19 protein-coding genes and 4 pseudogenes are annotated in these 23,540 nt (G+C 63.4%); 4 read left to right on the top strand and 19 right to left on the bottom strand.

What is annotated here, in order from left to right:
* Window positions 1-83: 83 nt before the first annotated feature.
* Both thrS and ACFQH2_RS03765 read right to left on the bottom strand, forming a co-directional pair.
* The gene (thrS, locus tag ACFQH2_RS03770) at window positions 84-2,033 is read right to left on the bottom strand and encodes a threonine--tRNA ligase (protein WP_377051116.1); all 1,950 of its coding nucleotides are present in this window, start codon (window positions 2,031-2,033) and stop codon (window positions 84-86) included.
* A 180-nt stretch (window positions 2,034-2,213) separates the two neighbouring features.
* Window positions 2,214-2,639, bottom strand: coding sequence for a hypothetical protein (locus ACFQH2_RS03765; protein ID WP_377076466.1), 426 nt, complete (start codon window positions 2,637-2,639; stop codon window positions 2,214-2,216).
* Here ACFQH2_RS03765 and pdhA point away from each other — a divergent pair.
* Window positions 2,634-3,665, top strand: a complete 1,032-nt coding sequence (gene pdhA / locus ACFQH2_RS03760; protein WP_377051111.1) for a pyruvate dehydrogenase (acetyl-transferring) E1 component subunit alpha — start codon at window positions 2,634-2,636, stop codon at window positions 3,663-3,665. The two genes, ACFQH2_RS03765 and pdhA, sit on opposite strands and share 6 nt — an antisense overlap.
* 31 nt (window positions 3,666-3,696) lie before the next feature.
* Here pdhA and ACFQH2_RS03755 read toward each other — a convergent pair.
* Together ACFQH2_RS03755 and ACFQH2_RS03750 are read right to left on the bottom strand one after the other, a co-directional pair.
* Window positions 3,697-4,068 (bottom strand): annotated as a pseudogene (locus ACFQH2_RS03755) (DUF6276 family protein); the annotation flags it as partial.
* Window position 4,069: 1 nt separating this feature from the next.
* Entirely contained in the window at window positions 4,070-4,765 is a 696-nt protein-coding gene (locus ACFQH2_RS03750) for a V-type ATP synthase subunit D (RefSeq protein ID WP_377056955.1), read from the bottom strand.
* A 116-nt stretch (window positions 4,766-4,881) separates the two neighbouring features.
* On the opposite strand from ACFQH2_RS03750, the gene rnhB reads away from it, so the two are divergent.
* Window positions 4,882-5,529 carry a ribonuclease HII gene (gene rnhB / locus ACFQH2_RS03745; protein ID WP_377056953.1) on the top strand — a complete coding sequence of 216 codons (648 nt, stop codon included), beginning with the start codon at window positions 4,882-4,884 and terminating at the stop codon, window positions 5,527-5,529.
* Between the two features lies 1 nt (window position 5,530).
* Here the strand turns inward: rnhB and ACFQH2_RS03740 are convergent, their stop codons facing one another.
* The 12 genes and pseudogenes from ACFQH2_RS03740 to ACFQH2_RS03685 all read right to left on the bottom strand — a co-directional run bounded on the left by ACFQH2_RS03740 (window position 5,531) and on the right by ACFQH2_RS03685 (window position 17,573).
* A complete protein-coding gene (locus ACFQH2_RS03740) occupies window positions 5,531-6,259 on the bottom strand; it encodes an NAD+ synthase (RefSeq protein WP_377076465.1) in 729 nt (242 codons plus the stop codon).
* Window positions 6,256-6,420, bottom strand: a complete 165-nt coding sequence (locus ACFQH2_RS03735) for a hypothetical protein (RefSeq protein ID WP_377076464.1) — start codon at window positions 6,418-6,420, stop codon at window positions 6,256-6,258. Before ACFQH2_RS03735 ends, ACFQH2_RS03740 begins: the two co-directional genes overlap by 4 nt.
* Window positions 6,421-6,546: 126 nt before the next feature.
* Window positions 6,547-8,184, bottom strand: a complete 1,638-nt coding sequence (locus ACFQH2_RS03730) for a preprotein translocase subunit SecD (RefSeq protein WP_377056949.1) — start codon at window positions 8,182-8,184, stop codon at window positions 6,547-6,549.
* A pseudogene (gene secF / locus ACFQH2_RS03725) lies at window positions 8,181-9,058 on the bottom strand (protein translocase subunit SecF). The gene ACFQH2_RS03730 and the pseudogene secF overlap by 4 nt, the downstream one beginning before the upstream one ends.
* Before the next feature lie 95 nt (window positions 9,059-9,153).
* Window positions 9,154-10,511: pseudogene (locus ACFQH2_RS03720) on the bottom strand (hypothetical protein).
* A gap of 123 nt (window positions 10,512-10,634) precedes the next feature.
* Complete coding sequence (locus ACFQH2_RS03715) at window positions 10,635-11,114, bottom strand: pyruvoyl-dependent arginine decarboxylase (RefSeq protein ID WP_377056943.1); 480 nt, start codon at window positions 11,112-11,114, stop codon at window positions 10,635-10,637.
* Between the two features lie 31 nt (window positions 11,115-11,145).
* Window positions 11,146-12,096, bottom strand: coding sequence for a hypothetical protein (locus ACFQH2_RS03710; RefSeq protein ID WP_377056941.1), 951 nt, complete (start codon window positions 12,094-12,096; stop codon window positions 11,146-11,148).
* Between the two features lie 70 nt (window positions 12,097-12,166).
* On the bottom strand, window positions 12,167-12,772 hold the full coding sequence (locus ACFQH2_RS03705) for an HTH domain-containing protein (protein WP_377056939.1): 606 nt from the start codon (window positions 12,770-12,772) through the stop codon (window positions 12,167-12,169).
* A gap of 186 nt (window positions 12,773-12,958) precedes the next feature.
* Window positions 12,959-14,196, bottom strand: a pseudogene (gene pan2 / locus ACFQH2_RS03700) (proteasome-activating nucleotidase Pan2).
* 147 nt (window positions 14,197-14,343) lie between these two features.
* A complete protein-coding gene (locus tag ACFQH2_RS03695) occupies window positions 14,344-15,369 on the bottom strand; it encodes a sugar ABC transporter permease (protein WP_377056935.1) in 1,026 nt (341 codons plus the stop codon).
* Complete coding sequence (locus ACFQH2_RS03690; protein WP_377056933.1) at window positions 15,366-16,328, bottom strand: carbohydrate ABC transporter permease; 963 nt, start codon at window positions 16,326-16,328, stop codon at window positions 15,366-15,368. The genes ACFQH2_RS03695 and ACFQH2_RS03690 overlap by 4 nt, the downstream gene beginning before the upstream one ends.
* Before the next feature lie 21 nt (window positions 16,329-16,349).
* Window positions 16,350-17,573: a sugar ABC transporter substrate-binding protein gene (locus ACFQH2_RS03685; protein ID WP_377056931.1), complete on the bottom strand. Its 1,224-nt coding sequence runs from the start codon at window positions 17,571-17,573 to the stop codon at window positions 16,350-16,352.
* Window positions 17,574-17,878: 305 nt separating this feature from the next.
* Between ACFQH2_RS03685 and ACFQH2_RS03680 the strand changes: the two genes are divergently transcribed.
* Window positions 17,879-19,018 (top strand): ABC transporter ATP-binding protein, encoded by a 1,140-nt coding sequence (locus ACFQH2_RS03680; RefSeq protein WP_377056929.1) that lies wholly within the window; start codon window positions 17,879-17,881, stop codon window positions 19,016-19,018.
* 201 nt (window positions 19,019-19,219) lie between these two features.
* On the opposite strand, the gene ACFQH2_RS03675 is transcribed toward ACFQH2_RS03680, so the two are convergent.
* From ACFQH2_RS03675 to ACFQH2_RS03665, 3 genes are read right to left on the bottom strand one after another with little or no spacing between them, the layout of a single operon-like run.
* Window positions 19,220-20,656 carry a hypothetical protein gene (locus ACFQH2_RS03675; protein WP_377076462.1) on the bottom strand — a complete coding sequence of 479 codons (1,437 nt, stop codon included), beginning with the start codon at window positions 20,654-20,656 and terminating at the stop codon, window positions 19,220-19,222.
* Window positions 20,611-21,297 carry a hypothetical protein gene (locus tag ACFQH2_RS03670; RefSeq protein ID WP_377076461.1) on the bottom strand — a complete coding sequence of 229 codons (687 nt, stop codon included), beginning with the start codon at window positions 21,295-21,297 and terminating at the stop codon, window positions 20,611-20,613. The genes ACFQH2_RS03675 and ACFQH2_RS03670 overlap by 46 nt, the downstream gene beginning before the upstream one ends.
* The gene (locus ACFQH2_RS03665; RefSeq protein WP_377076460.1) at window positions 21,294-22,112 is read right to left on the bottom strand and encodes a hypothetical protein; all 819 of its coding nucleotides are present in this window, start codon (window positions 22,110-22,112) and stop codon (window positions 21,294-21,296) included. The genes ACFQH2_RS03670 and ACFQH2_RS03665 overlap by 4 nt, the downstream gene beginning before the upstream one ends.
* Window positions 22,113-22,140: 28 nt before the next feature.
* Between ACFQH2_RS03665 and ACFQH2_RS03660 the strand changes: the two genes are divergently transcribed.
* The gene (locus ACFQH2_RS03660) at window positions 22,141-23,532 is read left to right on the top strand and encodes an alpha-amylase family glycosyl hydrolase (RefSeq protein ID WP_377076459.1); all 1,392 of its coding nucleotides are present in this window, start codon (window positions 22,141-22,143) and stop codon (window positions 23,530-23,532) included.
* Window positions 23,533-23,540 lie beyond the last annotated feature (8 nt).

Raw genomic sequence — 23,540 nt, 5'->3', positions numbered from 1 at the left:
GACGGGGGGCTGATGTCCACGAACGTGGATCTCTCAGCGTGCATACCTGTAAACTGACCGCGAGAAAGGCTCGCCGAAAAGCGTCAGTCCGCGAGGAAGTCCGGTTCGATCCGCTTTTCGTCGCGTTCGGAGCGCAGGTGATCGCGGAACGTCTCGATTTCGACGTCGTACTCCTGGTCCTCGAAGCGGTCACGAACCGAGATGTTGCCGTCTTCCTCCTCGTTGTCGCCGACGATGATCATGTAGGGCACGCGGTCGTCGTGGGCCGCGCGGATCTTGCGCTCGATGGTGCTGTCGCGGTCGTCGACCTCGGCGCGGAACTCGTCGAACTCGTTTTTGACGCGGTGGGCGTAGCCGAGGTTCGCGTCGCTGATCGGCAGGACGCGGACCTGCTCGGGGGCGAGCCACAGCGGGAAGTTGCCCGCGAAGTGCTCGATGAGCACCATGAAAAAGCGCTCGTAGCTACCGTAGAGCGCGCGGTGGATCATCACCGGCTTGTGGTCCTCGTTGTCCTCGCCGACGTAGGACAGGTCGAAGCGCTCGGGCATGTTGAAGTCGAGTTGGACGGTCGGGCCGTCCCAGCGGCGACCGATCGCATCCTCAAACCCGAAGTCGATCTTCGGGCCGTAGAACGCGCCGTCGCCCTCTTCGACGTCGTACTCGATCGATCGGCTTTCGAGGACGCTCTCGAGTTGTGACTCGGCGCGGTCCCAGATCTCGTCGCTTCCGACGCTCTTCTCGGGCCGGGTCGCGAGCGCCACGTCGTACTCCAGATCGAAGGTGGTGAGCACGTCGTCGATCATGTCCATGATCTGTTCGACCTCCTGACGGATGTCGTCGGGCCGGACGAACAGGTGACCGTCGTCGATGGTGAACGCCCAGACTCGTGAGAGGCCGGAGAGTTCGCCACGCTGTTCTTTCCGATACACTTTGCCGTTCTCGGCGTACTTGATCGGCATGTCCCGGTAGGACCACGAGCTATCGTCGTAGATTGCGGCGTGGCCCGGGCAGTTCATCGGCTTGAGACCGTACTCGTCCTCGCCGACGTCAAAGACGAACATGTCGTCCTGATAGTTCTCGTAGTGGCCGCTCTTCTCCCAGAGGTCGGTCTTGAACAGGTGTGGCGTCTCGACGTACTCGTAGCCGGCGTCGAGGTTCAGATCGGCGACGAAGGACTCCAGTTCGCGCAGGATCGTCTTCCCCGGTGGGTGATAGAGCGGCAGGCCGGGGCCGGTGACCTCCTGGATCGAGAACAGGTCCATCTCCGCACCGATCTTGCGGTGGTCACGGCGTTCGGCCTCGCGCTGGCGCTCGTGGTACTCCTCCAGTTCCGCTTCGCTCTCGAAGGCGGTGCCGTAGACGCGAGTCTGCATGGGGTTCTCCTCGTCGCCCCGCCAGTAGGCGGCGGCGATCTCCAGCAGGTCGACCGCCCCGATCTCGCCGGTCGACTCGACGTGCGGGCCGGCACAGAGGTCTTCCCACTCGCCCTGGCTGTAGAACGTGACCGTGTCGTTCTCGTCGGCGAACTCCTCGAGGAGTTCGAGTTTGTAGCGCTGGTCCGCGAGTCGCTCGCGAGCCTCCTCGATCGAGACTTCCTCTCGCTCGATGTCGTAGTCGGCCTCGATGATCTCCTCCATCTCGGCTTTGATCTCGTCCAGGTCCTCCTCGTCGAGGTCGATATCGTCGAAGTCGTAATAGAAGCCCTCGTCGGTTGGCGGACCGATCGCTAGCTGGACGTCGTCGTAGAGCCGTTCGACGGCCTGTGCGAGGCAGTGCGAGGCCGAGTGGCGCATCACGCGCAGCGCCTCGTCGGAGTCCTCGGTGACGATCTCGATCTCGACGCCGTCGTCGTGGATCGGCTCGTGCTTGGAGACGAGTTCCCCGTCGATCCGACCGGCGACAGTGTCGCGGCCGAGGCCGGGCCCGATCTCGTAGGCGACGTCCTCGACGGTCGCGCCACGCTCGACGCTAAGTTCGGAACCGTCGGGCAGTACTACCGATATTTCGTCCGCTGAATCTACATCCTGAGACATTGGTGCACCTCCGGCTGGTCGGTGGTGACCAGCGAGAGAATCGGCAGGCGGGAGTTGTAGTTAGTTACGGGCGAGCGCCCGGCCTGTAAAGCAGCCACCTGCCATCTGTATCCTGTGCTACTGCGGGATCCAGTAAAAGGGTTGTGATACAGTAGTTCGACGTATCCGGTAGTCGCGCCCTCATCCGGTCGTGTCCGGCAGTTCGACTTCGTCGGGATGTGGCATCCAGAGCAGATCAATCGCGATACCGAGCGTGAGCGGGATGCCGATAACGACGACCAGAGCGGTCGTCCGATCGCCCGCCGCGGTACCGATACCGAACGGGCCGCTCAGCAGCATCGTCGACACGACCAGCAGTAACGGGATGAGAAGCGCCGCGTACAGCGCTGCCCCCCACCGAGTCGTCAACCGGATGCGGAAAAAGCGCGTGGCTATCGCCGCAATCGCCGTGTGGACGGTCAGGAGAATGCCGTAGCCGATCACCGTGCTCACTGCGACCATACCCGGGGTAGTCGCTGCTCGGTCTTTGTCCTGTCGGATACCGGCGAGCGATCCCGGGACCGGGGTAACGGTTTTGCCGGGAGCGAGCAACTGTGAGGTATGCACCGGGCTATCGGCGAGCGGGACGTCGCGGAGACAGCGGTGACCGAAGCCGAGGCGGTCGACCTCTACCGAGAGATGGTTCGCGCGCGCCAGTTCGACGACCGGGCGCTCGCGCTCCAGCGCCGTGGCTGGATGAGCGGCTATCCACCGTTCCGTGGGCAGGAAGCGACACAGGTGGGCGTCGCCCACGCCATGGAAGCGACGGACTGGCTCGTCCCGACGTACCGCTCGAACGCTACCCAGATAGCTCGCGGCGTCCCGATGAGCGACCTGTTCGCGTTCCGAAAGGGCTACGCGGAGTTCCAGTCCGGGCATGAGGTTCCGGTCTTCCCGCAGGCCGTCCCCATCGCGACCCAGTTACCCCACGCCGTGGGCCTCGGGATGGCCACCCAGTACCGCGACGACGACCACGCCATCCTGACGCTCTTCGGCGACGGCGCGACGAGCGAGGGCGATTTCCACGAGGCGATGAACGTCGCGGGCGTCTTCGACGCGCCGGTCGTCTTCTGCTGTGAGAACAACGGCTGGGCCATCTCGTTGCCCCGCGAGCGCCAGACGGCAAGCGAGACCATCGCACAGAAGGCGACCGCCTACGGCTTCGAGGGCGTCCGCGTCGACGGGATAGATCCTATCGCAGTCGCCGAGACCGTCGCGGACGCGCTGGCGACGGCGCACGACACCGGCCCCGTTCTGATCGAGAGCCTGACCTACCGCCTCGGCGCGCACACGACCAGCGACGACCCGTCGCGATATCGCGACGACGAAGGGGATCTCCCCGAGTGGCGCACGACGGATCCGCTGGAGCGCTACGAGACGTATCTCCGCGAGCAGGGGCTTCTCGACGACGAGACGGACGAGGAGATCCGTGCGGACGCCGAAGCGGCTGTCGACGACGCCATCGAGCGCGTCGAGGCGATGCCAGACTCGGAGCCAGACGAGATATTTGACTCCGTCTACGAGCGGCTTCCGGCCGAGCTACAGCGCCAGCGCTCGGCGGTGGTGTCGGCCGCAGACACTGAAGGAGAATAACCAGACACTCACTCGACGAACTGCGCAGCTGCGTTCGCCGCCGTTCGAGGTCGACTGCTGGCTCCAGCGAGGGATCAGTAGCGAGGCGGTCGATCACCAAGAAGACGTCCGTCCCCTGCGTTTCGAGCCAGTCGACGAGCGACTGGATCGAGTCGCGGTTGTGCACCAGCGAGTCGAGCAGGTGAACGAGCACGGCGACGCCGACCGCGCTCTCGGCGTCGGCAGGGAACGCACCGCTGATCGAGGTGAAGTCGGGACTGTCGGTCGCGTATGCGTCTGTTGGGGCGATCGAGAGACAGGTAGAACAGATCGCGATCCGGTCCGCATCGTCGGGGGCATGCTGACGGACGGTCTGGGGGACGGCAACGACGACCGTCGATTCGCCACACGCCGAACAGGCCATATCAGTCGCTTGCCTGTGCTTCTTCGAGCGCCGCGGCCTCGGCTTCGGCTTCCGCCTTCTCTTCGGCTTCTGCCTCTTCCTTTTTCTCCTTGATCTTCTTCATGCGGAAGATCTCTTCGCGCTCCTGCTCTTCGAGTTTCTGCTCGATATACTCCTGATTGGTGTACAGGTCGGGCAGGAGCTTGAACTCCAGGGCGTTGACGCGGCGTTTCGTCGTCTCGATTTCGTCGAGCATCTTCTTCATCGCCGTCTCGACCTCCGCCGCGAGGATGATCGATTCGAGCAGTTCCTCGTAGGACTCCGCGACCTCGTCGATGCGCGAAGACGTGCCGAGAACGCCGTAGCCACGCTGGTCGAGGCTCTTTTTGACGCGCGTCGACTCGATCTGCGGGACGACGACGCCCATGATGTTTTTCGACTCCGTGGTGATCTCGGGGTGTTCCTGGAGCGCGGCTGCAGCGCCGCGAACGGCCACGTCGCCTTCCATCGCGCGAGCCATGTTGATCGTCTTCTGGGCCGCCTCGTAGTCCGCTTCCATATCCTCTCGGACGTCCTGGGCCTGGTCGAGGATGTCCATGAACTCCATAATGAGCCCGTCACGCTTCTTTTCGAGCGTGTCGTGGCCCCGTTCGGAGAGCTCGATGCGATCCTCGATCGCCATCAGGTTCTTCCGAGTGGGCTTGACGTCTTTGGCCATTTGCTCCCTTCTAACGAACCCAGCCGGATAACTGTTACCAGATTCGACGGCGTCACCCGGCAATGCGGTAGCTCCGAGCGAAACCGTTTTGTCCCGAGAGCGGGAGCGCACAGTCGATGAGTAGCCGATTCGGGGCCGACGAAGCCGGACGCGGACCGGTGCTGGGATCGATGTTCGCCGGTGCCGTCGCAGTCGACGAGCCGGACGACCTGTCGGCGGGCGTCGCCGACTCCAAACGGCTCACGCGGGAGCGCCGCGAAGAACTGTTCGAGCGGATGGCGGCAGACGACCGCGTCCGGACTGCCGCCGCGGAGGTCCCGACCGAACGGATCGACGACCCCGGGACGGACATGAACACGCTGACCGTCGAGGCACAGGTCGAGGCGATTCAGGAAGTCGCGCGAGCGGGTGACAGCGGCATCGTCGACGCCTGTGACACTTCCGAAACGCGGTTCCAGGGACGCATCGAGGACGCGCTCCCGTTCCGCGCGGACGTGCTGGCCGAACACGGCGCCGACGACGAGTACGCCATCGTCGCCGCGGCGAGCATCGTCGCCAAGGTCGCCCGCGACCGGCACGTCGACGCGCTCGCGGAGCGATACGGCCCGGTCGGGAGCGGCTACCCGAGCGATCCGACCACTCGCGAGTTCCTCGACGCCCACGTCGCCGAGCACGGAACCCTCCCGGAGTGTGCGCGGGAAAGCTGGCAGACGTGTGCGGATCTGCTCGCCGAGGCCGAGCAGACCGGACTGGACGGGTTCTGAGCTACCGGTAAAACGGCTGTCGCGACCGATCACCACTGTGCTCGCCGATCCCCGGCATTGGCGGGAGAGTGCGCTTGTGCGCGGAGTCGAGATACATCTCCGCGACGTCCTGGGCGGTCTCGACGGGAACGTCGACCCTGTCGGCAGCCGTCTCGACGTCGCACTCGCGGTCGATCAGCAGTCTGAGCAGGCGATCCAGCGTCCCGTAGCCCGCGCCGATCTCCGATTCGTCGGTCTGGCCCGACCAGAGGCCGCCAGTCGGCGGCTTGCTGATAATCCGCCGCGGCACGCCGACGTGCGCGGCCAGCGAGCGGACCTCCGTCTTGTACAGATCCCCGAGCGGGAACAGATCGGCCGCACCGTCGCCGTACTTGGTGTAGTAGCCCAGCAGTAGCTCCGAGCGGTTCGACGTGCCCAACACCAGCAAGGATCGGGTGTTCGCCGCGTAGTACGCGGAGAGCATCCGTAGTCTGGCGAGGACGTTGCCGGTCGCCACACGATCGGCGTCGGCCTCGAAATCGGCTCCGACAGTCTCCTCGAACGCCTTGAGCAGGGGTCTCAGCTGTATCTCCTGAAACTCGATCCCGAGGCCGTCCGCAACCGTCCTGGCCTCGGTGGCGTGGACGCTATCGGTCTTGCTGGCCGGCAGTCCGAGGCCGAGTACCCGGTCACTTCCCAGTGCCTCGACGGCGAGCGTCGCGGTCAGCGTGGAGTCGATCCCGCCGCTCATCGCGACGACGACTCCTCCGTGTTCGCGTCGACGACGGTCCGGCGGACGAACTCGACGACCTCGCTGCGCGCCGCTTCAAGCCCGTCACTGTCCGACAGAAACATCGGCCCGTCGCTATCCCCCAGATACCGCTCGAACGTGGTGTCGTCGCCAACTAACATGGATGTATGGTCACCTGTTCTCAAGAGAAGCCAACAATCTAGAGATATTTAGACCCAACGCTTGAACAACTAGTAGAATAAGGAGAGATGGGTGTGTGGATCAGAACCGAAGGTAGACTGCGGCGGCTACCGCTCCGTCTTGACCCGTCGGAGGATGCTCCCGTAGGCCGGGCGGGTGACGAACACCCCGATCAGCACACCGATGATGGTGATGATCGCGAAGCCGCGCAGGTCCCCAAGCGAGAGGAACGCGAGCGGACTCATCGCGATGATGGTCGTCGCGGCGGCCGCGCCGATGACCCAGAACGCTTTCCGGAACCGGGTATCGAACACGCGCTGGGAGGAGACATCGCCCTCGGCCATCACTTCGTCGGCGATGATGATCAGGTCGTCCACCCCGGTCCCCACGACGGCGATAAACCCGGCGACGTGAGAGAGGTCGAGCGGTAACTGGATCGCTGCTGCGAACCCGAGGAGGAGGAGCACCTCAGAGAGCGCGGTGAGCGACATCGGTGCGGCGACACGCGGATCACCGTAGCGGAGGAACACCATCAGCACCACCGTCAGCACGGCGAGCACGCCGGCAAGCAGGGCGTAGCTTTTGAACTGACTGGCCCGGTCCGAGGTGATGGTCTGACTGGTCCCCTCGTCGAGATCCAGCGTCGTCGGCAGGCTCCCGGCTTCCAGGCTGACCTTGATGTCCTCGGCAGTCTGGCGGTCCGGCGACGTCGCGACGAACGTCGGGTTGTTCACCCACGTCCCGTCGTTGAACTGCTGGGCGAGACCCGGCTGCATCCCGAGACCGCTGATCGTCTCCCCGTCGAGGTCGATCAACTGACAGTAGCCGTACGGCGGGTCGGTCTGGTCGACCGGAGCACAGCCTGCCTGGACGCCCTGATCGGACGTGATCCCGGTCTCGACCAGCGTATTCATGTACTCCGGCGCGGCGTCGTCCGTCACGACGACCGGAACCCGAAACTGGGTCCGGCCACCGGCCTGTTCCTCTTCGATGGTCGACACCGACCTGATGTCCTCGGGTGTGAGCACGACCTGTTCCTCGTAGCCCGCCTCGTTGTCGGCGGGGTAGTGAGCGACGATTTCGACGAGGTTCTGATCGCGGATCAGTTCGCGCAGTTCGGCGGTCGACGTCCCGGGCGACTGCACGACGATGTAGTTCTGGCCGCCAGCGTTGTCCTGGCGAACAGTCCCACCGTCGAAGCCGGACTCGCCCATCCGACTGTCGAGGATATCGATCATCGACTGGCGCGTTTCGGCCGTTACGCCGTTTCTAACTTCCGTGTCCTCGCCAGCATAGCCGGCGTTCTCGACTGCGAGTACCAGATCATCCTCGCTGACGTCCGGGTGGAACACCTCGACGGTCCGGTCCTGAACGCTGTCGCCGCTGACGCTCGCAGAGACTTCTCGCTGTGCGAGGTCTAGACTCTCGTTATTGGCGACGAGTTCCTCGTGCACCGCCGATTCGACCTCGCCGTTGAGTTCCGAAGTCGTCTGTCCCCCACCGGCGTCGATACTAATGCCTTCGGCGGTCATCCCGATCACCGGCGCACGAACGCGTGCACCGCCGGAGAGTTCGATACCGTACTGGATGTTCGACCAGCTAGCGGTCGTCTCGCCCTGTTCGCTCTCCCCGAGCGAGTCGCCGAAACCCGCCCCGGGGACGAACAGGAAGAAACACGATATCCCGATCAGCGAGGCGAGCATCAGGACCCGCCAGTTGTTGCGGATCTTGTCGCGCACGCTCATCGGTTGATCCCCTCGAACTTGTACCAGCGAAGTAGACTCAGATTGAGCATGTACGTGTTCATCAGATCAGCCAGCAGTCCGACCACGAGCACGAGGCCAATCTGCCACAGGATTCCGATCCCGAAGATGTAGGCGACGACGGTGAGGACCGCCATCGCGGACATCGACGTCACGGTCATCGTCACGCCGGTCTGCATGGCGCGGTAGGTGCTCTCGTAGAAGTCGCCGCTCCGGCGCAGGACGTGGTTGTTCAACAGGATGTCCGAGTCGACGCTGTACCCGATCAGCATCAGCAGGCCAGCGACGGTTCCCAGCGACAGCGGTATCCCGAGCACGTTCATGACTGCGACCGGGATCACGATGTCCGAAAAGGCGGAGATGACGATGGCGATGCTCGGAACGAACGTCCGGAACAGGGCGAACGCCAGCGTACCCATCCCGACGAAGGCGATGACGATACCGTACAGCGCTGTCCGCTGATTGTCGCCCCCGAAGCAGCCGAGAACGTGCTCGCCTCCTGGACGACATCATCGTTCCCGTTAGCCGGGGTCAGGTCTGCTTCGGCCTGTTGTTCGATCCCCTCCGCATCGTCGGACCTGAACTCCAGGATATACTGATTGGAGGTCCCCGTCGTTCTAATGTTCTCTACCTCTTCGTTGAACGCCCCCTCGATAGTACTCCGGTCGTCAGTCGTCTCGATTGTAAGTTCCGTTCCACCAGCGAAATCAATACCTAACGTGGCGGGTGCGCCGGTAAACACCCACCAACCGATAACGACTGCAAGCGCGACCGCCAACACGGCCAACGGAACGGCCGCCAGTTGGCGATTCGTGTACCGGTCATAATCGATCTCCGGTACATCGAACTGTCTCATATGCCCGTGTCTCTGCGTGGCCCCCGAATAAGTTTTCTCATCTCGTCCCGGGCCCGTCTCCGGAATACGCCGTCGTTAAGCAGTCAGGGCGGGTCTCACGCCTGAACGTACGGTAGTTCGACGGTCGGCATCGAGAGCAGCCAGAGCGAAATCATCGTGTACAGCACCATCACGGCGACGAAGGGGATCTGGCTTCGGATCGCCTGGAGACGGCCGGGGAACAGGTCGAACGACGTCGCGTGAGCGACCCAGACAGCGAGGACGTGCCCCGCGAGGACGAAGGCGACTTCGAGCAGGTCGACCCACGCCGGAAGCACGACCTGAGTGAACGCGGGCGGGGCAGGCGGTGAGAGGGGTTCGTGACCGCGGTCCACAGCGACGGACTCAGCGCGATAAAGAAATTGAAGTAGTGAGCGAGATGGTAGCCCGCCGCGATGGCGAGCAGCGGCGGCGCGAACCGAAGGCCGAGCGTCCGGACGGACAGGTACGTCTCCGCGCGGCGACGCGCGAGGCGGGACGCGAGTCTGTACAGGCCGAGAAAGAGTCCATACCCTGCCACGAGCAGGAGTAGGTAGGCCGCAAGCGGTGGTACCCCCGCTTCGACGAGCGACTCGACCGTCGAGACGCCCGGGGAAGTGACGACCAGCCCGCTGAACGTCAGTTCCCAGACGAGCAGGACGACGAAGGCGACGCCGGAGCGGTCGGCGAGCAGTTCCGACTCGCCCAACCGAGCGCCCGGCAGGCGCAGCGACCAGCCCTCCTCGCCGCGCTGGAGCGGCCCGACAGCACCGTAAAAGCGGAACCACAGCGAGAGCGGATCGGCATGCCGGAACCAGGTCTCGGGCGAGAACAGCACTGCACCGGCCAGCGTGTACAGGCTGTAGCCGAGGACACCCCACGCCAGTACCGCGGGCGCTTCGGTGACCGGGGCGATCACCTCGACCCAGATCAGGGCGAGCAACGCAGCGACCGCGGGCCACTGGCCCACGTCGGGATACTCGACAAACCCGTTGGGCAATCGTTCGGCGACGCGCCGCCAGGGGTTGATCGTCGGCCAGGGGTTGCCGACGAGATACGCGACCATCGTCAGCCCCGACCGGATGCCGACGAAGACGAACAGGACGGCGAAACTCGCGCTTCCGAACGGTGGCCCGGTGAAGCCGGTGTAGACGACGAGGACGAGCGCGAGCGCCGAGAGGACCGCGCCGGCAGCGCCGACAGCCGCGAGCACCGTGTCACTGTACGGAACTATGGGGCGTTTCGACCACGTGTGATAGGAGCCGACGAACTGCCGGTCGGTCATCAGCATCGAGAGCATCGCGGAGGCGGCAATCACCGCCCCGCCCGTGAGCAAGAACAGCCACGTCGGCACTGCGACGTCGCCGCGCTGGCCCTCCAGTCCCGCGACGACGTTCGAGGCAGCGACGACGTCGACCAGGGCCAGCAGAACCAGCCCTGCCCACCGAGAGCGACTGTAAGCCGGACTCGTCTGGACGGAGCGGGGAGAGACATCTGTGGAAAACGTGTGATTCGACCGGTATTTAGCTGTCGTCTCGACGTGACGGATGCTGACGGGTTACTCCAGCATCGACTCGCTGTGGCCGTAGGTCGCCAGCACGAGCACGGTCGTATACTCCTCGTGGGCGGCCTCGGCCTCGACGACCCGCGTTTCGGGCTCGCCGAACGTCCAGTCGCGGAGCGTCTGGCCCGCATCGAGTCCGTCGAGAACGCGCTTGCTCGTCATCTCGGCGGGGACGCGGTCCGCGGCCTCGTAGAACAGGCCCGGTCCCTCGGCTGATCGCACCCAGCCGAGGCCGGCGCTGATCGACTCGCCCGCGGTTGCGGTCGCCCGACCCTGGACGACCGTCAGGCGGTTGCCCGGCGGACCGAGGTAGGGCGCAGTATCTGCGACTTCGATTTCGGCCTCGGCGGGAATCATCGAGGAGACGGTGACGAGATTGTAGTTGTGAACGCCGGCATCGGCCAGCGCGGCGTCGTACGACGCCATCTCGGTGGGGCCGTCACCGACGCCCCAGACGATCCGAATCGTGTCCATACCGGAACGAGGTGACCGGGCCGATAAGGCGTTACGATCCCTGCCCGGCGTCGTCCTCGCTCACACTGTTCTGTGCGACGCTGACGCTGCGAGTCCCCTCCCGGCCGCGCTCGGTCATCGAGACCGTCGTGGGAGTGCTCCCGGCGAATTCGATCGTCAGCCGGTAGTCGTCGACCGACTCGTCGGCAGTACACGCCCCGTCGGCGTCATCGACCTCGACGTCTTCCACGGTGAGATCGAGTTCCGAAGCGTCGGCGTCGTAGGAGAGGTCAGTGACGCCAGTCGTCTTGCAACTGCTTGAGCCGACGACGAGCGTCCCTTCGATGGTGACCGCGTCCTCGATGCTGATCTCGGGCGACTCGCCGACCGCCGCCAGGCTTCCACGGTCGACCTCGAGGGAGGTATCGTCGATTCCCTCCGGCGGCGACTCGACGGTGGTGGGTCCATCCCTGGATCGGTCCCGAACGCCGTCACGACCGACAATGATCTCGCGGCGCGCATCCCGGAGGTCTTCGACCGCCCGGACGGTCTCGGGGACGCTCTCGTCGAACCGGGCGGTGAGTTCGTACGACTCGCTCGAGATGTCGTCCGTGCAGTTGCGAGGTTCGTCCTCCGGCGAGTCGTCCTCGGCCTCGGCGTCCTCGAGGACCACGTCGAGACGCGCCGCGTCGGCGTCGTAGTCGACCGTCGTCGCGGCAATCGTCTTACAGCTACTGGAGCCGATCAGCATCCGCCCGGTGACGGTAACGGCGTCCTCGCCGAACTCGACACTGGGATACTCGTCCGGTTCGGCGGAACTGTCCACGCCGACTGCCAGATCCCAGTCGGCGAGTGCCCCCGCGACAGCGTCTTCATCGCCATCGGATCCGTTCTCCGGTTCGGGGTCGCCGTTTTCGTCGCCGACGGGGGTACGGTCCTCGATACAGCCAGCGGTCGTCGCCAGCGCACAGCCGACCACTGACAGCAGTCTCCGTCGTTGCATACCCGAGACAAGACGCCGACTACTTCTAAAGCCGTTGATAAATGAAACGCGCGTTTGAGCTATCGACGATTCAGTCCTGGGAGAGGAGCTGAGGGCGTGCTGCCTCCTCGTCGGCGGGGCCACCGAGTTCGATCCGGTCGCAGTCGTGACAGACCCCAAGCCCCTGAACGTTCGTGAGCAGCGCGCCACACTCCGAACACCGTTCCGGTACCTGTGTGGCGCGGTCGGCATCGAACGAGAACAGATCGATATCGCCAGTTCTGAGGGCCGCAATTGCGTCAGTGACGCTGTACTGTTCCTCACTGCGCGAGTGCGGGAAGACGTTTGCAAGCCGGTTGTCGGCGTACACTGCGAGACACATGATCGGCGTCCGAAGGATCGTTTTCGTCTCGTTCGTGAACGAGGACGTGGTGGTGCGAACGTCGAAGGGCGGGCGAATGCTCACGTCTTGCTCGTCGGCCCAGGCCTCCATCTTTCGGAACTCCTCGATTGCCTCTGCGTACGGCGTCTTTTCGGAGAGCGTTATCTTGTCGGGCCACGCATGTATCGAAAGTGAATCGACCTTCCCGGCCGATTCGAGCTGCTGGACGGTATCGATCTTTGCATCTATCGGATCCAGTAGCTGTGCGGGACGAACGTAGACTGTGACTGATAGTGGTTCAGTTACATCTTTCATCGGATAGTCCCCACGGGGTGTAAAATTCGACCGAAGCCGGTATAACGGTAGTTATGAAATAGTCCGGATTCGCCTTCCGTAGAGGTTCGTATGTGAGTAGAGTACCTCCCCGTGCGTCCCAGACGGGCAACAGACAGTTGCCGATCAGGCAGTCAGAAACAGGGGAGATGACCCGACGCGGGGGCGTCAGTACGCGTAGTCGACGTAGCCCGGCGACGTGATAGCCTCGCCCGCGCCGTCGTCGTCCGCAAGCTTGTCGATAGCGGCCTCGAAGTCCGCCATTCGGACCTCCGTACGGTCCTCGCGGATGGCGAACATGCCCGCCTCCGTCGCGAGGCTGGCCATCTCGGCACCGCTGTGGCCTTCGGTGTCGCCCGCCAGTTCGGTGAAGTCGACGTCATCTGCAAGGTTCATCCCACGGGTGTGGATCTGCAGGATCTGCTCGCGGCCCTCGAAGTCCGGTTCGGGCACCTCGATGAGGCGGTCGAACCGGCCGGGGCGCAGAATCGCCCGGTCGAGCATGTCGAAGCGGTTCGTCGCGGCGATAATCCGGACCTCGCCGCGGGCCTCGAAGCCGTCCATCTCGCTCAGGAGCTGCATCATCGTCCGCTGGACCTCGGCGTCGCCGGAGGTCTTCGATTCGGTGCGTTTGGCCGCGATGGAGTCTATCTCGTCGATAAAGATGATGGCGGGTTCGCGCTCGGTCGCCAGCTCGAAGAGATCACGGACCAGTCGCGAGCCCTCGCCGATGAACTTCCGGACGAGTTCGGAGCCAGCCATCTTGATGAAGGTGGCGTCGGTCTCGTTGGCCACCGCTTTGGCGAGCATCGTCTTGCCGGTCCCCGGCGGACCGTAGAGCAGGACGCCGCTCGGCGGCTCGATCCCGGCTTCGCGGAACTTCTCGGGGTTGATGAGCGGCTCCTCGACGGCCTCGCGCACCTCTCGGATCTGCTCGTCGATGCCGCCGATGTCGCCGTAGGTCACGTCGGGAGACTCGTCGACCTCCATCGCCTGTGCACGCGCGTCGGTCTCGCCGTCGAGGATCGTCTGGATCCCGAAGGAGTCGTTGACCGCGACGCGGTCGCCGGCGGCCAGGTCGTCCTCCATACTCGGGGGAGTTCGGTGAGAACCTCCTGGTTATTGCCGTGCTGTTTGACGATCGCTTCGCCGTCCGAGAGCTCTTCGACCGTCGCGATGTACAGCGACGACGTCTTGAGCGCCTCGTTCTCACGTTCGAGGTGGTCCGCTTCCGTGCGGAGTTCCTCGCGCCGTTCGTCGGCCGAGTCGAGCTGTTCCGTCAGCTCATCGTTCACCTGCAGTATTTCGACGAAATGCTCCCGTAACGCCTCGAGACGCTCGGAATCGGACATGTCGGGGTCTAAATCGAGCCGGGGGCGATCCGGAAGAGAGGGGCTGTGCGCCATTAGTATGAACGTTTGTCGCCCACGTTAAAAGTGCCTTTTGGGTCCGGTAGCACTGTCCAGAACCGAAGGGCTGGAGCCGTCGCCTTCACGGAGATTGCGACAACCGTACGCGGACAGCAAAAGGAATGGACCGAGAGAGCGAGCCGTCTATCCTTCCATACCGCCGAAGGACAGTCCGCTCTCGACGTACCGCTGGCTGAAGAAGTAGATCGTCGCCACCGGGAGCGCATAGATCAGTGCGAACGCCGAGAACTGCCCCCATGGCGTGCTGAACTCGTCGACCAGGGAGTACAGCCCCACCGAGAGCGGGTGTTTGTCCGCGCTCAGCAGGATCTGTGCCAGGATGAACTCGTTCCAGCCCGCCAGGAAGACGAAGATGAACACGACTGCGAGGCCTGGCTTCGCTAGCGGGAGGATGATCTCCCAGACAACGCGCCACCGCGAGGCGCCGTCCATGATCGCCGCCTCCTCGTAGGATTCGGGGATGTTGTCCATGAACGTCTTCAGCAGCCACGTGTTGAACGGGATCGCTCCCGCCGCGTACAGCGCGGCAACCGCGAGGTAGCTATTCAGAAGCCCAAGCTGGTTGAACACAACGTAGATCGCGATCAGCGCCGCAATCGAGATCCCGCCGCCAACCTGTGTCAACAGCACGTAGCCGTACAGTAGCGGCTTCCGTCCCATGAACTCCCGCCGCGAGAACGCGTATGCGGCAGGGATGATCAGAAGCATCGAGAACACGACTGTCGGGACGACCAACTGGATACTGTTGGCCAGATACGAACTCATGAAGCCTTCCCACCAGCCGACCGTTGGTGCGGAACCGGGGTACGGGTCAAAGAAGAACCCGGACTCCTGGACCAGCCACTCGAACGCGCCGAGGTTCCACTCGGACGGCGAGGCGAAAAAGCCCTCCTGGTACAGGCTCGCCGCGCCCGTGCCAGCCGCCAGCGCTACGTTGATCATGTAGTACAGCGGGAACAGCAACACGACCAGCAGCAAGACTGCACCGAGGGTCGCGCCCGCGGTCAGTCCGACTTCGCGATAGGACGCCCGGCCGTCGCGGAGCGCCCGCACCGTATCGACGAGTTCGCGCGCCGCCCTAATCGGTGCCTTTGCGCCGTGAACCACGTCATCCTTGATATCACCAAGGATGTTTTTACTCATGCTCATTGTTCCGAGAGTCCCTCCGCGAGTTGACCTTTTCTAACGTTGATCCACATGAAGACCCCGATGAAGATCAGGGCGATCACCATGATCGCCGCACCGATCCCCATTCGTGGGGGCGACTGGAACGCTTCCCGGTAGCCGTAGAGCAGAATGAACTCGTTAGTACGCGAGGGGCCACCGTTGTTGAAGATGAAGGGCACGAGGAACTGCTGGAACGAGGTCGCACCCGTCAGGATCGACGCGAACCAGACCGGCCGTTTGATCGCCGGCAGTGTCACGTGGACGAACCGCTGCAGATAGCCTGCGCCGTCGACTTTCGCCGCGTCGTGAAGTTCGCCCGAGACGTCCTGCAGCGCGCTCACGATGATGATCAGCATGAACGCGTACGCCAGCCACAGTTCGGTGACGACGTAGGACATGAACGCCAGCCACCGATCGAAGAAGAAGCCGATCGGTTCGGGGTTCCGGCCGAGGAACCCGGCGACGCTGATGTACACCTCGTTGGCGATACCGTAGCGGGCCGGACTGAACATCTGTCGCCAGACAGTGATGGTGAAGACTGGCGGTAGACCCAGTGGGATAATCGCCAGCGCTCGCATGTAGCGCTTGCCGCGGACACGGTCGTGTGTGAACACAAGCGCCAGCGAGACACTGAAGATGATCTTCAGCACGACGCTGACGAAGACGAACAGCCAGGTGACACCCATCGATGTCCAGAACTGGCCGTCCTGCACGAGTTGCGAGTAGTTACTGAGCGCGATGAAGTCGTACGTGCCCCGGATCAGATCCTCCGCACCGCCTGCGTTGGTGAACGAGAGGAAGACCAGGTACATGATCGGGTAGAGCATGAAGATCCCGTAGGCAAGCAAGCCTGGAAGGACCAACAGCCCCGCCTGATCCTCTTTCGAGGGCAGACGCTGTGCTAACCAGGACCGGTCGGCGTTTTCACTGGAAAAACTCATAAAGAAATGTGGTGTTGAGGGTTACTCTTCGGATTCGGACCAGCTGTCTCGGATCGCGTCGGCCGCCTCCGAGAACTCGGTCTCGATGTCTCCATCCGCAGTGAGGACTTCCGTCATTGCGTCCTCAAGCGGGCCCCAGACCTGGTTCATGCGGGCGTCGATCGGCATCGGGATACCCTGGTCGAAGGCGCTCTTGAACGTGGCGACTTGCGCCGGAAGGGCGTCCTGATCGATGGAGTCAAGCACAGGAATGTAGGAGTGTTCCTCGGCGTAGTGCTTGACGACCTCCTCGTTCGTGGTGAACCATTCGGCGAACTCGATCGCCGTGGCCTTTCGATCCTCGTTCTCGGACACAATATCCGAGAAGAACCAGACGTCGATCCCGTTGAACGGGGTGAACTCGCCGCCCTCGACGGACGGAAGCTCTGCAATCTCGAAGCTAGCTCCCTGGTTGTTGAAGTCACCGACAGCCCAGGGACCGTTGAAGTGAAGCGGCGCGTTGCCGTTCACGAACGGCGGGATCTGTGATTCGTACGTGGTATCGGCCGGCATGTACTGATACAGCTCGCGGGCGAGTTCCATTCCCCGGATCATACCGTCCTCTTCGAGGCCGAGATTGGCCTCGCCGTTCTCGTCGACTTCGAGAACGCGGGACCCGAATGCCTGAAGCGCGTAGCTGAACGTGTATACGTTGATATCCTGCGTGAACCCGTACTGGCCGTTCTGTGGGTTGTGATGCTCCTCGGCAATGGAGACCATCTCGGAGTAGGTCTCCGGCGGCTCGTCGATGAGATCCGGGTTGTAGAACATCGTCATGGTCTCGCCTGAACCCGGCAGACCGACGACGGCGTCCTCTCCCGGCGGGTGGATCGCTTCCACGGCCGGATCCGAGAACGTCTCCTCGACGTTAATGCTGAGGTCGTCCGAGACGTCCGTCAGGAAGCCACGGTTCCAGTGGGAGCCTACCCAGTCGTGTGCCCAGGGCCACATTTCGGGTCCGTCGCCCGACGCGACGGCCGTCTCGATACGATCCTGAAGTGAGCCCTGAGCCTCGGTGGAGATTACCTTATCGTTTTCCTCCTCGAAAGTGCTGATCCACTGGTCCAGCGACTGCTCCTCTCCCTCGGAGAGATCGTACCACATACTCATGTCGTCCGCAGATCCCTCGTCACCGCCGAGACAGCCCGCGAGTGCACTTGTCGCAACGATTCCGCTCGCTCCTTTGAGTACCGTTCGTCGGTCCATATCCATGGATGAATCAATGATGAATTATAACTTCCTTTATTTAATAGTTGGGATTCGGCTCTCCAGTAAAGATCAGTTAACCATCACGACCGGACGAGGAGGTTCCAAGAACAGACAAGCATTGGGGAGATATTACTAATCATAATAAGATATCAAAAGATTAAAACGGCAGCCAGCAATCCGTATCGAGGGATAGCGGGTTATGAGCGTGGCGAAAAATCCGTTTCCAACATGGATGACCTATTTCGTCACATCTTACGACGTTTGAGTAAGAGTTATACGTTCACACACCGGCACAAATAATAATGGCAAGTATTACAGTGAGGAACCTTCGGAAGGAGTACGATAAAGGGACCGTCGTTGCCGTAGAAGGCCTCGACCTGAACATCAAAGACGGGGAGTTCATCACCGTCGTCGGACCATCGGGCTGTGGTAAAACCACCACCCTGCGCATGATCGCGGGGCTGGAGCCCGCCACGGACGGAACGATCCATATCGGCGACGATGACGTTACCGATCTCCACGCGAAGAACCGGGACGTCGCAATGGTGTTCCAGAACTACGCACTGTATCCGCACAAGACCGTCTTCGAGAACATGGAGTTCGGTCTCCGGATGAGTACCGACCTCTCACCCGAAGAGCGTCGCGACCGCGTCCGTAACGCCGCGGAGATGATGGGTATCGAGAGCATGCTCGGCGACAAGCCCGACCAGCTCTCCGGTGGCCAGAAACAGCGCGTCGCGCTTGGCCGCTGTATCGTGCGGGAACCGGGAGTGTTCCTGTTCGACGAGCCGCTCAGCAACCTCGACGCCAAACTCCGCACCTCCATGCGTACCGAGATCCAGCGGCTCCAGGACGAACTCGGCGTCACCTCCGTCTACGTCACCCACGACCAGGAGGAAGCGATGACCATGGGTGACCGAATCGTCATTCTCAACGAAGGCGAACTCCAGCAGGTCGGCCAGCCCAAGGAGGTCTACCAGAACCCGATCAACGAGTTCGTTGGTGGCTTTATCGGCTCGCCATCCATGAACTTCATCGATGTCGAGGCCACCGCAGTGGGCGACGGCATCCAGCTCTCCGAGATCAATGGCCCGTTCCAGTACAAACTCTCGGGCGAGTACGCCGGCGACCTCAACAGCAGCCTCAGCGGACAGCGGTTCAGGCTCGGCATCCGCCCGGAGAGCGTCAAACCGACCCAGTCAGCAGGCGATCAGTCAGTTACCACTACCGTCGAAGTCGTCGAACCGATCGGCTCGGACAACTATCTCCATCTCGATATCGGCGATGACTTCATCGCACGCGTCGAGGCCGACTTCGAACCGGAGATGGGCGATCAGATCGAGATTACGTTCAAAGAGGATCACATCCATCTGTTCTCACCCGACAATGGTCTCGACGTCCTCGCCACCGACGAACAGAAGGAGAAGGCTACTGCGGCCTAAGTCAGCACTCGACTGATCGGGGATCTAACCCACTGTTTTCTGCCGTTTTTTGCCAGGTGAACGGCTCGCACACACAGTACTTGCTATCGGTTTGCCAGTATAAATCCCGAGTCACAACCACAGTACGAACGTAAGATCGGCTTTTGATCTGCAGGCAGTTCGAGAATGTGCACGACTGCGCCACGCACGACGGGGGCCGAGTCAGTCGTCCGCGGCCATTGTCTGCTGAGCCTCGTTCAGTTCCATGGCGGCGAGTTCGGTCTCGGTCGCGAGTCGAAGCGCGTGAGGCCACCCGAGCGGCGTTGCACTGTCGGGCGTCCCGTCGTCGAACACCTGCTCGGGGAGATACGTGGAGTCGAGACAGAGCGAGCCACCCGGGCGGATCGTCGTCATGAGATCCAGCGCACAGTCGGCCATCTCGGAGGCTGCCGCGCGGTCGTGCTCGTCCAGCAGTCGCGCGAGCTTGGTCGCAGAGTTCGCGCCCCAGGCGGTCGAGACCGTCCAGATCTTCTCGTGGGACTGCTCGCGCATCCGCCATTCGTCGCCCTCGAACCGGATGAGGCCGCGGACATCGCTCCCTTCGGGGTCCCGATAGAGCCCTTCAATCGTCGTCGAGAGATGCGAGACGAGGCGGTCGAGGCGTTGATCGTCGACCTGCCCGACCGCCGCGTAATCGTGGTGGGCCCCGGCGAGGGCCAGGGCGCTAGAGTCCAGTCGCTCGTCGAGTTCGCCGTCTTCGAGACGGATCGCGTAGGCCCCGCGGTCGGGCATCCAGAGGTCGTCGATTCCGTCGTACACCGCGTCGGCCTGCTCGGCCGCGTGATCCGCCAGTTCGTCTTTGACGGGCGAGCGAGCAACGGCGGCGTAGGCGTGGAGAAACGTCGCCGCGGTGTGAGCGAACTGGCCGGTCATGTTCTCCCACGCGTTCTGTGCGGTCTGGGGGAGGCCGGTCCCTTCGAGGGTGTCGTCGAGCCCCTCGACTGCGTCCGCGAGCACCGACTCGATTGCCTCGGGATCCTCCGGGTCGCCGATGCGGAGATACGTCCCGAGGAAGGCAGCGACGCTACCGGTCTGGTCGGCCTGATAGTCGGTGCCCTCCCCGCGGTCGGCGGTGGCCGCGGTGCTGTCGCGGTTCTCGCCAGCCTCGATCCGTCCGTGGGCCCAGCCTGGCGCGAGCGAACCGTCGGACGGCCAGACGCGGTGGGGCCACGTCCCGTCCGGACGCTGGGTGTCAGCGTAGAACTGCGCGCTGGCCTCGTGCCAGGCGGAGAGATCCAGGTCGGTCCGCTGGTCGGTCTCCAGCAGGAAGCGGGAGATTTCGGCGTCGTCGCGGAACCAGGTGTAGCCGTAGCCGCCCGAGTAGGTGTAGGTCGGATCGAAATCCGGCCCTGCGATGCGTGCGCCGGTGTTCGCCGAGAGCAGAGAGAGCACTCGTAGGTCGTCGGTCGATCCGGTCTCGTCATCGAGTCCGGACGTCCAGTCGGGCATCTGTGCCTCGCCCGCCTCGAGCACGGAGTCGGCCGCCGCATACTGCTCGGCGAGGGCGGTCACTTCGTCGAGAGCGGCGTGCTGGCTCGTCTCGGCTATCTCGGTCAGTAGCGAGACGACGGTGACCGATCCGGAGTCGTCGAACGGCACGGTGGCGAAGGCAGTCCCGCCGAGTTTATTCTGCTCGTACCGGCCGCCGTCGACTGCTCGGGGAACTCGACTGGCCCTGCGCTGTCGAGCACCTCTTCGATCCCCTCGGGGACCTGTCCGAGCAACGTTCCGAAGTCGGTCGAGGCCGCGAGGTAGTCATGCTCGCGGCGGTGATAGACTTCGAGGGCGTCCTGATGAGCGAGTTGGCCGACCCGGGAGGCGGCCGTCTCGGGCGCAAACGTCACCGAGATACAGAGTTCGCCATCCTCGACTCCCTGTGCCTCGACGTTGGTAACGTGCGCGCTATCGAGCGTCAGATCCCGCTGAACGATCGTCACGGTTCCGTCGGTATGCTCGGTTTCGACGACTGCGGTATCCGCCGCGTACTCCTGTCGACGCGTCTCGAACTCGTCGAACCAGGTGATTTCGTCGTCGGCATAGAGCCCGAACTGGAGGGATTCGATCCCCGCGAGTCCGGTCAGTGGATAGGAGAAGTCACGAAGTGAGCCGTCAGGATCGACGTGTACCAGTCGTCCGTCGATACCCGAAAACATTCCCGTCGTCGATCGGCGTTCACCCGGAAACTCTGTCTCGCTGCCGAGTGTCTGTTTGTAATCCCGAAGCGCAGTCCGGAGTTTCATTGCTGGATCAAAAGCCACCCACAAATATAAACATTGTTGAAAAAGTAATTCACATATGCAGCTCCTAAACGGCCCGTACACGAGGTTTTAACAGTTTTAATGGCCCTACTCCGGCGCATCGTCCCCATCACGATCAATTTAGGTAGGTCGAGTGATACCGCCAGCACATGACCAGCGGACCGCCACGAACGACCACGGTCGGAACGGCGATTCAACTCGCGCCACGGGATCCCCAGCCGGACGAGCAGTATGGGTGGACTATCGAGCGCGCGCCGGACGGGAGCATCGCGACCGTCGGTGAGACGCCGGTCGTGGCGTTCGAACCGGACGTCGCCGGCGTCTACGAACTCTCGTTGGCAACTCCCGGCACGCGGACACAGACGGTCCGCGTCTTCGAGGACGACAGACGGCCCGCCAGGTTCGAGCTTCCGATCGAGGAGGCGCCCGTTTCCCCCGATGACGATGCGGACCTCGTGATCCACGGGCCGTTCAACGACCACATGGTCGGCCCCGACCGCCCTCGGCTCGACGGTGACAGCTACGTCTACGAGACCGAACTTCCGCCGGGCGATCATATGCACTTCTTTGGCGAACTCGAGGGCGATGTCCGGGCGGTCCGGGACAAACTTACCGTGCCGGGGCCGGGCCGTCCGCAGGTGCGTCTCGACGCCGAACTCGACGGCAACGAGGCAGTCATCACCGCGACGGCGCGCGCGCCGCCGTCCGACGACTACGGCGACGGTGACGTGACAGTCGAGTTCTACCTGGACGACCGGGACGATGTCGACCGCGAGTCGCTCTCGGTCGAGGGCCACGAGGCACGCATCCCACGGTCGGCCATCGATGGGGAGCTACGGGTTCACGCGATTCCGGTCGCAGAGCGCCACGGCGTCGCCGACTGCGTGCGGATCGATACGGACGAGGAGCGTGGCGCGGCCGAACGATCCGCCGGAGTGGGCCCGGTCGTCGACGATCTACGAGATTTTCGTCCGGGAGTTCGCCGGTGGACGACTCGACACTACCTTCGAGCAGATCGAGGACAGACTCCCGTACCTCGACTGGCTTGGCGTCGACTGCCTCTGGTTGACGCCGGTGTTGGAAGGCCCAACCCACCACGGCTACCATATCACCGATTACTTCGATACCGCGAGCGACCTGGGACGCCGCGAGGAGTTCGCGGCGCTGGTCGATGCCTGTCACGAGCGCGGGATCCGCGTCGTCTTCGACCTCGTCATCAACCACACCGGGGCCGATCACCCGCACTTCCAGCTGAGCGCCGCGGGCGTCGACGAGTACCGCGAGTGGTACGACTGGGAGGACGGCGAGGCGGCTCATTACTTCAACTGGTCGTCGATCCCGAACCTCAACTTCGAGTCGCTGGCCGTTCGTCGCCACCTGCTCGACGTGGTCGACGAGTGGGCCCCGCTCGTCGACGGCTTCCGGACGGACGTGGCCTGGGGCGTTCCCCACGGCTTCTGGCGGGAGGTCCGCGAGCGAGTGAAAGAAGAAGACTCCGAGTTCCTCCTGCTCGACGAGAAGATTCCCCACGAACCCGAGTACCACGAGCAGGAGTTCGACCTGCATTACGACACGACGCTGTACCAGCAGTTGCTCGACGTGGGCCGCGGCGACGCGCCCGCGGGGTCACTGCTCGACGTCCCGGATCGGATCGCGGATATCGGCTTTCCCGATCACGCCCTCCAGATGCGCTACGTCGAGAACCACGACGAGGACCGCTACATCGCCCAGTGTGGGGAGGCTGGGCTTCGTGCGGCCGCGGCCGCGACCCTGACGTTCCCGGGCGTCCCGATGCTCTACTACGGCCAGGAGCGCGGGATGGCGGGGCGGCGTGATCCGATGGCGTGGGTCGACGGCGACGACGCGCTGACTGCGTTCCACCGGTCGCTACTCCGAACACGAAACGACGAACGCGCACTTCGTGAGGGCGACCTGACGCGGGTGTCGTGGGATGTCGTCGAGGGGCCGACCGACCGAGTGGTGGCTTTCGGCCGCGAGGCAGGCGTGGACGCTGGCAGTCCCGAAACAGACACTGACGCCCTCACCGTCGTCCTCAACTTCGGAACGAAGCCGGCTATCGTGGAACTCCCGGGCGTCGAGTCGACCGATCTACTCACCGACGAGGACGTCGCCGTGCCCCACGAGGCGGTCTCGGCGTCCGAGACCGGTACACGGGTCCGGGTCGAAGACGCCGTCGTCTGTCGACGAACTGACTAAACGCTGGC

Origin of the sequence: Natronoarchaeum sp. GCM10025703 (assembly GCF_042661985.1) — an archaeon.
GTDB lineage: Archaea > Halobacteriota > Halobacteria > Halobacteriales > Natronoarchaeaceae > Natranaeroarchaeum.
This window is presented reverse-complemented; position numbering and strand designations above follow the sequence as displayed.

What these genes read in the sequence shown, in the direction of transcription:
- pdhA (WP_377051111.1), top strand. Translation starts at nt 2,634, where the DNA reads ATGCACCGGGCTATCGGCGAGCGGGACGTCGCGGAGACAGCGGTGACC.
- ACFQH2_RS03710 (WP_377056941.1), bottom strand. Translation starts at nt 12,096, where the DNA reads ATGCAACGACGGAGACTGCTGTCAGTGGTCGGCTGTGCGCTGGCGACG.
- ACFQH2_RS03660 (WP_377076459.1), top strand. Translation starts at nt 22,141, where the DNA reads ATGGGGAGCTACGGGTTCACGCGATTCCGGTCGCAGAGCGCCACGGCG.
- ACFQH2_RS03750 (WP_377056955.1), bottom strand. Translation starts at nt 4,765, where the DNA reads ATGGCCAAAGACGTCAAGCCCACTCGGAAGAACCTGATGGCGATCGAG.
- ACFQH2_RS03680 (WP_377056929.1), top strand. Translation starts at nt 17,879, where the DNA reads ATGGCAAGTATTACAGTGAGGAACCTTCGGAAGGAGTACGATAAAGGG.
- ACFQH2_RS03690 (WP_377056933.1), bottom strand. Translation starts at nt 16,328, where the DNA reads ATGAGTTTTTCCAGTGAAAACGCCGACCGGTCCTGGTTAGCACAGCGT.
- ACFQH2_RS03740 (WP_377076465.1), bottom strand. Translation starts at nt 6,259, where the DNA reads ATGAGCGGCGGGATCGACTCCACGCTGACCGCGACGCTCGCCGTCGAG.
- thrS (WP_377051116.1), bottom strand. Translation starts at nt 2,033, where the DNA reads ATGTCTCAGGATGTAGATTCAGCGGACGAAATATCGGTAGTACTGCCC.
- ACFQH2_RS03695 (WP_377056935.1), bottom strand. Translation starts at nt 15,369, where the DNA reads ATGAGCATGAGTAAAAACATCCTTGGTGATATCAAGGATGACGTGGTT.
- ACFQH2_RS03730 (WP_377056949.1), bottom strand. Translation starts at nt 8,184, where the DNA reads ATGAGCGTGCGCGACAAGATCCGCAACAACTGGCGGGTCCTGATGCTC.
- ACFQH2_RS03735 (WP_377076464.1), bottom strand. Translation starts at nt 6,420, where the DNA reads ATGTTAGTTGGCGACGACACCACGTTCGAGCGGTATCTGGGGGATAGC.
- ACFQH2_RS03715 (WP_377056943.1), bottom strand. Translation starts at nt 11,114, where the DNA reads ATGGACACGATTCGGATCGTCTGGGGCGTCGGTGACGGCCCCACCGAG.
- ACFQH2_RS03685 (WP_377056931.1), bottom strand. Translation starts at nt 17,573, where the DNA reads ATGGACCGACGAACGGTACTCAAAGGAGCGAGCGGAATCGTTGCGACA.
- ACFQH2_RS03670 (WP_377076461.1), bottom strand. Translation starts at nt 21,297, where the DNA reads ATGAAACTCCGGACTGCGCTTCGGGATTACAAACAGACACTCGGCAGC.
- ACFQH2_RS03705 (WP_377056939.1), bottom strand. Translation starts at nt 12,772, where the DNA reads ATGAAAGATGTAACTGAACCACTATCAGTCACAGTCTACGTTCGTCCC.
- rnhB (WP_377056953.1), top strand. Translation starts at nt 4,882, where the DNA reads ATGAGTAGCCGATTCGGGGCCGACGAAGCCGGACGCGGACCGGTGCTG.